The sequence below is a fragment of the Taibaiella sp. KBW10 genome (assembly GCF_003852495.1).
Classification (GTDB): Bacteria; Bacteroidota; Bacteroidia; order Chitinophagales; family Chitinophagaceae; genus Edaphocola.
The window spans coordinates 20588-29803 of the sequence record NZ_QAJI01000008.1 but is presented as its reverse complement, the minus strand read 5'-3'; the positions used below and the strand labels follow the sequence as shown (position 1 = coordinate 29803).

Sequence of the window (9216 nt, the reverse complement as noted above, 5' to 3'; positions counted from 1 at the left end):
TGCAACTTGCGTAAATGTCGGGGTGATACTAGGATTCACAGTAATCGTCATCGTTGTTGTATTAGCTCATTGACCGGCTGTTGGGGTAAACGTATAAGTAGTCGTTGCCGTGTTGTTTAAAGCTGGCGACCAAGTGCCGGTTACATTATTAATGGACGTCGTAGGTAAAGCTGCTAAAGTAGCACCGGAACAGATTGCTGCGACTTGTGTAAACGTTGGGTCTACACTTGCACTCACCGTAAGGGTTCCCATGATAGAATCTACCCCACAGCCGCCTGTTGTTTTCACTTTATAGTTAAAGACACCGGTAGCAGTAGGGGTCCCATTTAAAGTAAAGGTATTCGTTGCACTATTGTATGCGCCGCTAACGCCATTAGGTAAATTGCTGGCTATAGCACCTGTTGCATTCGCAATATTAAAGACAATAGGGGTAATCGCTGTACCTAAACATACTTGTGCACTACTATTAGAGCCATTGGCCACGGCAATAGATGCATAAACATTCGTCGTATTCACGGGTGCCACACAGCCATTGCTAAAATAAGTAGGTGTACCGGAAGCCGAAAAAGTGATGCCGGCACCATCAGCTGCTGCCAGGTTAGCGCGGTTATACGTAACGGTTTGACTACAAGACGGGGAAGAAACACTCAAAGTCAGGGAACGGTTTGCAGAAGAGCCATTATTCGCAAAATAACCGGAAGTTGTACTCGTATTATTTTGGAAGAGGACATACATATCTTCTCCAAGGGCACCAAACGAAATAAAGTTCGGATCGACATTCTGGCTGGTAAAGACCACTACCTTTGCATTAGCCGGTAGCACACCGCCGGTAGGCTGAAGCAATCTGCCACAACCATTTGCCGCAATAATAGCATTATTAAAAGTCGTTATTTTTGAGGCCGTAGCAGTATTCTGGATAAAACTGGTAAAGGTATTAGCAGGCCAGTCGATATCTATATTATTAACGTTAATTGCTGTAGTACCTACCTGGAAAGTAAATAATTCATTATATCCTTCATTCGTAGGAGAACAAGCATCTGCAAAGATGCTGAGTACCCTTGGGCAATTCTGTGCCTGGGCCTGCTTTACGCCTAAAAGAGCTAATATAAAAACAAATAAAATATAAGTAATTTTTCTATTCATAATCTTAAAAAAGATGTTTATTAAAAAATTTTCGCAAAAATACCTTTTATAAATTAAGTATATATTAATTTATAAAAGGTATTATAGTCATTAACAATTGACTTACTTAAAAAGCTGTAGGGCGTTTTGGGTGGTTATCTGAGCGACCGCTTCTACCTCCATCCCTTTGATCTCTGCTATTTTGTGGGCAATAAGGGGAATATAACTGCTTTCATTGCGCTTGCCCCGGTAAGGTACGGGTGCCAGGTAAGGTGCATCGGTTTCTAAAACCAGATGTTGGAGGTCCACTTGTTGCAATACTTCGGGAAGGCTGCTGTTTTTAAAGGTGACCACTCCGCCAATACCTAATTTGAAACCCAGATCAATGATCTGTTCTGCAGCGGCCAAATCGTCGCCAAAACAATGGAAAATACCACGGAGTTGCCCGTTCTGTTTTTCCCGGACAATGTCAATACAATCCTGTGTTGCATTCCGGCTATGGATCACAATAGGTAATTCCTGAGCCAAAGCCAGATCGATCTGTAAACGGAAGGCTTCTTTTTGTTCTGCAATAAAGGTTTGGTCCCAATAGTAGTCCAGCCCGATCTCCCCTATTGCCGCAAAACGATGTTTTTCCAACCACTGGGATACGATGGCTAGTTCATCCTTATAATTTTCTTTGATATAACAAGGATGAATCCCCATCATGGGGAAACAATAATCGGGATGATGCTGGCTTAGCTGCATCATCCCGTCAATTGTGGTGCTGTCGCAATTGGGCAAATATACCCTTGTGACACCTTGTGCCTTTGACCTGGCGATTATAGTATCTATATCTTCTGCAAATTGTTCGTCATACAAATGCGCGTGCGTGTCAATCATATCGATTTTTGTTTGCCATTTATAAAGTGCTTTATAAACAGGGCACGCAAAATTACAAAAATTGCAATTAGCATAATTTTCGGATTTAAGAAATGAACAAAAAAGAATAAAAAAACTTAGCAGTAGTTGTTCTGACGGAACCAGGAAAGGGCGTCTTCTATAGCAGTATCAATGCTCTGGTATTGGATATCCAGGTCTCTGGAAGCTTTGGCTCCGGAATAGTAATTGTCTAAACATAACATATAGGCAGCGGCATAATCCAGTTTTACCTGTCGTCTGGACACGGTTCGGTATAAAGATCCGATACGACCGAGGGACTGCAGTAATAGCTTAGGTGCTTTAAACATATTACCCGACTGCGCCGTCTGCGTACGCAGCTTCTGAAAAAAATCTTTGTAGGTCAGGTTATGCCCGGCAAGAAGGTAGACCTCCCCTACTTGTCCGACGAGCATGGCTTTATGAATCCCTTGGCACACATCGGTTACATGTACAAAGTTTTTGCCCCCCGGCGGGTAAACCAATACTTTCTTATTCAAACCGTGTAGGAGCAACTGCCCCGAACTGGGTTTTATATCATACTTCCCAATCATAAACGTCGGGCTTATGGTGACTGCAGGCAAACCTTGTTGCTGCACCTGCTCCTGTATATATTGCAAGGCAATGTATTTGCTATTGATATACCCCGAATTTAAATGATGCAGGCTAAAGGCGTTCAATTCTGTTCCGGGTTGTTGCAGACTACCGGGCCCGAGGGTATTGGCGGTGCTTATGTAGATCAGCTTTTTTACCTTATGTTTCAGGCAAGCCTGAGCAATAAACTTGGTGGCCTCTACATTAATGGCCTTATATTCTTCGTAAGACACGCCCCATTGTGTGGTCAGCGAAGCGGCATGTACCACATAATCGCAACCCGAAACGGCTTGGTCTACGGTTGCCTGATCGTCTATGGAACCATAACATAATCGGAAAGGCACATCGGCCAGCGCACTGAGATTGGCCGAAGACCGCACCAAAACTTTGATCTGATAACCGGCATCATACAAATACCGGACTACATTGGCCCCTAACAAACCGGATGCCCCTGTAACTAAAACGGTGTTGCCCATCTTTAATGATATTTTAGGTGAATTGTAATTCTCTCTTTACGGAAGTGGAAATCAATCTGAGTTTTGTTTCGACCGGAATCCACTGCAATATTCTGGAGGTAATCCTGTTCCATAAACCGGGAACAATCTTCGCCTGCTTCTTTAAGGTTTTACGGATGGCAGTTTGGGCTATAGCATCGGTATTGACGAGCCCCAAACGCCCCATAGCTCCTTGTGCCAGAATACGGCCCGATACATTGCAATTAGTCATAATCGCACCGGGATATACGATGCTCACCGACAAGCCCTGATCCTTCAATTCTTCTCTCAAGCCCAAAGAAAAAGAGGCAATAAAGGCTTTGGAAGCCGGATATACCGTCTTATAAGCGATTGGTGTCAGCGCGGCCATGCTGGATACATTCATAATATAACTTTCGGGCGACTGTAATAAATTGGGTAGCATTAGTTTGGTAACCTGTACGGTGGCCCGGACATTGAGCCGAATGATCCCGTCCATATCTTCGAAGCTGGAACTGGTAATGGATGCCGTACCGCCCACGCCGGCATTATTGATCAGGAAGAACACCTCGTAGCAGGCATTAATGTGGTTTATGGTTTCTTCCAACAGCACCTGATCGGTAATATCAATTTCAAAGCAGTGCGCTTTTACCGCGTATTCATACTGTATATGCCTGGCCAGGGATTGTACATTCTCTCCCGGCAATGCGATCAAAATAAGATTGTATCCCAATTGCGCACATTGCGTGCCAAATGCTTTTCCAAGGCCCTTTCCGGCACCAGTGATTAAAACAAATTTTTCCTTTTGCATGGCGTTAAAATTTAAAATGAAGAATGGTATGGGCATAACACTACAATTACCGGCAAGTGTATGGCAGCATTACTTAAAAACAGTATTATTTAATTTGGGGAAATAATCAGATTATTTTTTCCATCTTTTATGAGACCAGAGCCAATACTCGGGGGCACTGCGGATGCTTTGTTCGAGATGATCTACATATAACCTGGTGATGGCACCTTGTTCGGAGTTTTTAGCCGAAGCTTCCATAAGGATGAAGCGGGCATCCCATCCCTGCTTTTTATTGCGTTCAAAATCGACATAGAATACCGCTGCATCAGTTGCCTTCGCCAATTTTTCCGCCCCGTTAAATACTTGTGTGGACTGATGCAGCAGCTCATAGGTATAACCATTTTGTCTGCCGGGATACTGGTCGGCAATAAACAAAGTAAGATCGGCATCTGCTTTATTTCTAAGCAGGTAAGAAAGCGCTTTCTGATCGGGTAATAATAGCATACCAAACCGGGTTCTGCTATAGGCCACCACGCGACCAATCGTTTTATTGGAAAGAGGTTTATATAAAGCATTGACCTTAAAAGGCAATAATTCCGGTAAAACATTTAAGCATTCCCAATTCCCGTAATGCCCCAGCATGGCCACAATTTTCTTACCGCTTTTATGTACGGCCGCCACTTCTTCCAGATTGAGGATATTCGTTTTTTGCTGTATTTCTTTTTTTGAAATAGAAAACATTTTAAGGTTTTCCACCGCAGTCCGCGCAAAATGCCGGTAAAAATCCTTAGTAATCTTTGTTATTTCCCCATAGGTCTTTTCCGGAAAAGAACGGGAAAGATTCTGCACAATAACCGAGTAACGGTAGCGCAAAAGATAGTACGCAATTATATAGATGCTTTTTCCGAAAGTATGGTATAGAAAACCATAAGGCAAAAGACTGACCAGAAATATAGGCCCTAAAATGCTGTAATATCCGATATCGGAAAACTTGAAATGTTGTTTATTATTCATGGGATCAGTACAATTGATGTAGGTGAAACGGTATAATCATAAATCCTATAATCTTAAATAATAACGCTAAAATATTCATAGATAGCGGGATGTAAAAAAAAGATTCAAGGCAATGACCATCGGAGTACCCTTAATACTCCCCATTGGTGGTTTTGGCTATAAAACGCGAACTTACTTATTTATTTGCCCAAATCACATCAATTGTACAATTTATCTCATAAGCTTATTATTAATTTTGATGTCTTACATTTCCCGAACCCGTAATATTAACATCGGTTGTAGGGATGCCGTAATAATTTATATTACCGCTACCGGAGATTCTGGCTTTCAAACTATTAGTCGCTCTTACTGTAGCGCTACCCGAACCGGTAATGGTCACTTCTGCATCTTTGCTTTTAAAATCTTTACCATAAAAATCACCACTACCGGTAATTCTTAAGACCAAAGATTGCGTGGTGCCGGCCACGACATTTATATTGCCGCTACCGGTAATCTCGGAGTAAAAATTCGTACTCACCAGGTTATCTATATCAATATCGCCGGAACCCGTTACTTTAAGGTCAATATCATTACTGCTAAAGGACTGTGTCGCTTTTACGCTTCCCGACCCCATTACACTGATCTCTCTGTATTTAGGAATGGTAATGTATACCTTCAGCTGACTGCTGTTGGAGAGCATCGTATTGCTTTTAAGCTTCAGTTTTAAAACCCCGTTTTCTACAGTACTCTCTACAATATCAATAATATTTTGCTGCGCTTCTATTTTCACTTGTTGCACCGGGCCTTCACTTACATAGACGGCACCGGAAATACTGGTTTGTAATCTCGTAAAATTGGCCAATACTCGTTCTTCGGTTACGGTAGCGCCCTGGCCGATTACTTTTCTGCAGGAAGATAACCCGGTTAGGGCAACAAGGGACAATAGGATGACGCAAGCAGACAATATTTTTTTCATAAGATTCTATATTAAATGTTGTTTTGAAATAATTTTAAGGAAGTATTTTATAATTTGAAATGGATACCGGCTGTACCACCGATAAATAAACTGTTTACCGATTGTGCCCCTCTGAACTCCCATAAACTGCTACTGGTATAGGCTTTCTGGTAATCCATATAATTCACATAATTAAAACTGGGGCCGGCTACGATTTCCACTCTATTCCACAGTTTCAGCCCTAATAAAGCCCTGAAAGAAGATTTATAATAAGAGGTTTCCTGGAAGTTGCTGTTGGCCGTGCTGCTCAACTCAAGGTTTATCCTCAATGCGCGACTAAGGCCAAGATGCAATCCAATACCGGCTTCTAAGACATAAGGTGCATCATCTATAAAGGTATTGCCCCCGACTCCGATAATTCCATAGGTTTTTTGGCCGCCTGTTCTCAAGCCTACAATCGCATTTCCCACTTCATCTACCGTAACGCCGATCTGTTTTTCTCCGTTTTTTACAAAATTCAACATACCGATAGGATACTTACTTTCTTCTGCAATATTGATCAAACCGGCGATCTGTACGCCCCTTACCTTTTTTGCAATATTTACTAAACCGGATATTTGTGCATTGGTATTGCCTGCTACACTAGCGATGCCGGAAAGCTGCATATTATTTTGTTGCGCACTGAGATTGGCAATACCGGCAATTTGCAGGGCAGATGATTTTGCGACATTCGCAATACCGGATATTTGTGCGCCCTTACTACTTTTACTGCTATTAGCCAGTCCTGCTATTTGCACCCCTCTGGCATCAGCCGCTATTATATTGGCAAGCCCTGCAACTTGCACACCACTCGTTTTTCCACCAATAACATTCGCTAATCCGCTCACCATCACACCTTCTTCGGTACCCTTTACGATTGTGGCCAAACCAGATACAGCAACGCCTCTTTCATAAGCACTCACGCCTGCCAGGGCATGCAGTGAAAAGCTATTCCCAACTTGTGCTGCTTTCATTCCATTAGTACTTAAAGGATATACCAGCCCAATATGTATTTTTTGGTGTTCTTGTGCTTGTGCAGGAGTCGCTATTACCATACTGCATACACTAGCGATACATAAGGATTGAAAAAGGAATTGTTTAAAGTTTGTGTTCATGTTGTTGTCTTTTAATAATAAGACAACAAGTGTGCCCACTACCCCTATGCAGAAAAATATTTTTTTGAGTATCCCCTTTTAGAAAACAAAGACTTAATTATTCTTTTGGGCTCCATTTATAGCGATTGCTGCCTTTTGCCTTGATCCAAAAGGTACTGCCAAAAAATCAAGGCTATATAAATCCATGGCTAAAAATCAATGTGTCGGTCGGTCCTAAGCGATTTGTTCTGTAGGCATCGCCTATTGTTTTCATCACAGCGATAGCAAATTGCGAATGAAGTTGCGATCTTTCAACAAAATAATAATTACAATACGGCTCAAAGATTAAAGCAAGTAATGGTGGCAATATTGCGGTGCGGAGCAATCGCCTTGATGAAAACAGGCATTTTTGTTTCTTTTGCCTGGCAGCAAAAGAAAAGAAGACTATCCGGGTTCTTAAACCCGGATAGTCAGTATATTTTTTTTAAAAGATGGAGACACCCACAGTCCAACCCAACCAGCAGTTCACCCTATTGCCTAAATTAAAGGAGGGGTAATTGGTCTCCTGTATCCTGCCAAAGCCGGAATAGGTATTTTTATTTTCAAATACAAGTAAGGAAAATGCAGGCCCGGCATAGAGCTTAAACTTCGGACGCAGCTTGTATTGATACATTAGCTGATAACGCGTAAGGATGTTTTGGTCATTCCAATTACCGGCATAAACAGTATGGATAATTAATTCGTTCAGCAAGGCACTCTTCTTCCCGATCCTACTTTCATTACCAAAGCCATAGCCTATGCTCAATAATTTATGATTGGCGCGGAGTGTACCTCCTATCTGGAAGATATTATATAAGCGGTCCGAACCGGATTTATAAGAAGCGCTTAAAGATTGCCACTCATTGGTATTTATATTAAAGCTATGCTTTCCTTTTAAAATAATGTTGATAAACCCTATACTCAGCCCCTCGCTGCTATCGGCAATATTCACCACGCCTATTTGCGTTCCGGCAATGACTCTTGCATAGTTAAATAAAGAAGCAATTTGTGAACCCTGCATTTTATTACGGGTATAATTTACCGCACCGGCAATCTGTGCGCCTTCTGTATTACCAGACGTATAATTGGCAAATCCGGCAAACTGCGTCCCGCTGATCTGTTCATTTTTGTTCAGGACGCCGGCAAACTGTACGCCGTTCATATCCTTCTTATTCCAGTTGGCAAAGCCAGAGGCCTGGATCCCTTTTACGCGGTTGCTTTTGTTCAGGACACCGGTAAACTGTATTCCTCTTATATCTCCCTCGTTCCAATTGGCGAAGCCCGAAGCTTGCACGCCGGTTACTGCCGCATGGGCAGCATTGAATACGCCGCTCACCTGCACGCCCTTAACCTCACGTTTTACATAATTGTATACGCCGGCAATCTGTACGCCTTCCATATCCCGACCGACTATATTAAACAAGCCACTCAGTTGTACATAGCGCATATCTTTTTGTACAATATTGAATACAGTACCAAATTCAAAACCATCTACCCCGGCAGAATATCCGCCCAGGAGGTTAAATGAAAATTTATTAACGATCTGGCTATTGAGCCTGCTTTTGGAACTGATCCCCGGCAAGACACTGAACTGGAAGGGTTGTTTGCCGAAAAAGCTATTGAGGTTAACACTGTTGACTTTGGTTTTGGTGGATAATAAACGGCTGGCCAGCCAGTGGTTTTGTATCCCGACCACATCAACACTGTCTAAGGTATAAAACGTTTTTTTTAAAGTGATGGGCGCCTTTCCGTTAAAACTTTTGGTCACCTTCAGCACCGTATCTTCATAAGACAGCTTACTGATCACTAGTTCATAATTGGCTAAAGGTTGCCTGATATGCAGTTTAAAGTTGCCATTGGCATCAGACATAGTACCCGAAAGCACCGATTTTTCGTATATGGATGCAAATTCAATAGGCAATCCGCTTTCTGCCTCTACCAATCGGCCAGTCACAATGATCCCCTGGCTTATGGCCGTTTTAATGATGATGTGGTTATCCATCACCTGATACTTATACTGATCGCCCAGTAGTTCGTTCAAAATATTTTCAATGGATTGCTGCTGTTTATCGATCGTTACTTTCTGGCTACCGTTAATAATATCGCTGTTGTAGGAAAAGTAAAATTTGCCCTCCTGCTCCATCTTTGCCAATACATCATGAAGAGGCATATTAACAACATGAATGCTAATGCTCTTTT

General features: G+C 42.2%; 8 protein-coding genes. All 8 read right to left on the bottom strand.

Annotated features, from left to right (window positions below; translation table 11 throughout):
* Positions 1–66: 66 nt before the first annotated feature.
* Positions 67–1143 carry a hypothetical protein gene (locus tag DBR32_RS15200; RefSeq protein ID WP_124637313.1) on the bottom strand — a complete coding sequence of 359 codons (1077 nt, stop codon included), beginning with the start codon at positions 1141–1143 and terminating at the stop codon, positions 67–69.
* A 102-nt stretch (positions 1144–1245) separates the two neighbouring features.
* Complete coding sequence (locus DBR32_RS15195) at positions 1246–2004, bottom strand: TatD family hydrolase (protein WP_124637310.1); 759 nt, start codon at positions 2002–2004, stop codon at positions 1246–1248.
* A 116-nt stretch (positions 2005–2120) separates the two neighbouring features.
* A complete protein-coding gene (locus DBR32_RS15190; RefSeq protein WP_124637308.1) occupies positions 2121–3110 on the bottom strand; it encodes an NAD-dependent epimerase/dehydratase family protein in 990 nt (329 codons plus the stop codon).
* A 13-nt stretch (positions 3111–3123) separates the two neighbouring features.
* Positions 3124–3918 (bottom strand): SDR family oxidoreductase, encoded by a 795-nt coding sequence (locus tag DBR32_RS15185; RefSeq protein WP_124637306.1) that lies wholly within the window; start codon positions 3916–3918, stop codon positions 3124–3126.
* 111 nt (positions 3919–4029) lie between these two features.
* Positions 4030–4911 (bottom strand): lysophospholipid acyltransferase family protein, encoded by an 882-nt coding sequence (locus tag DBR32_RS15180; protein WP_124637304.1) that lies wholly within the window; start codon positions 4909–4911, stop codon positions 4030–4032.
* Positions 4912–5140: 229 nt separating this feature from the next.
* On the bottom strand, positions 5141–5866 hold the full coding sequence (locus DBR32_RS15175) for a head GIN domain-containing protein (RefSeq protein ID WP_124637303.1): 726 nt from the start codon (positions 5864–5866) through the stop codon (positions 5141–5143).
* A 47-nt stretch (positions 5867–5913) separates the two neighbouring features.
* Positions 5914–6999, bottom strand: a complete 1086-nt coding sequence (locus tag DBR32_RS15170; protein ID WP_124637301.1) for a hypothetical protein — start codon at positions 6997–6999, stop codon at positions 5914–5916.
* 463 nt (positions 7000–7462) lie between these two features.
* A complete protein-coding gene (locus DBR32_RS15165; protein WP_158606021.1) occupies positions 7463–9187 on the bottom strand; it encodes an STN and carboxypeptidase regulatory-like domain-containing protein in 1725 nt (574 codons plus the stop codon).
* Positions 9188–9216: the final 29 nt, after the last annotated feature.

Bases quoted from the DNA above. Each gene is read 5' to 3' on its own strand.
- DBR32_RS15200 (WP_124637313.1), bottom strand. From the start codon at position 1,143: ATGAATAGAAAAATTACTTATATTTTATTTGTTTTTATATTAGCTCTT.
- DBR32_RS15195 (WP_124637310.1), bottom strand. From the start codon at position 2,004: ATGATTGACACGCACGCGCATTTGTATGACGAACAATTTGCAGAAGAT.
- DBR32_RS15190 (WP_124637308.1), bottom strand. From the start codon at position 3,110: ATGGGCAACACCGTTTTAGTTACAGGGGCATCCGGTTTGTTAGGGGCC.
- DBR32_RS15185 (WP_124637306.1), bottom strand. From the start codon at position 3,918: ATGCAAAAGGAAAAATTTGTTTTAATCACTGGTGCCGGAAAGGGCCTT.
- DBR32_RS15180 (WP_124637304.1), bottom strand. From the start codon at position 4,911: ATGAATAATAAACAACATTTCAAGTTTTCCGATATCGGATATTACAGC.
- DBR32_RS15175 (WP_124637303.1), bottom strand. From the start codon at position 5,866: ATGAAAAAAATATTGTCTGCTTGCGTCATCCTATTGTCCCTTGTTGCC.
- DBR32_RS15170 (WP_124637301.1), bottom strand. From the start codon at position 6,999: ATGAACACAAACTTTAAACAATTCCTTTTTCAATCCTTATGTATCGCT.
- DBR32_RS15165 (WP_158606021.1), bottom strand. From the start codon at position 9,187: ATGCCTCTTCATGATGTATTGGCAAAGATGGAGCAGGAGGGCAAATTT.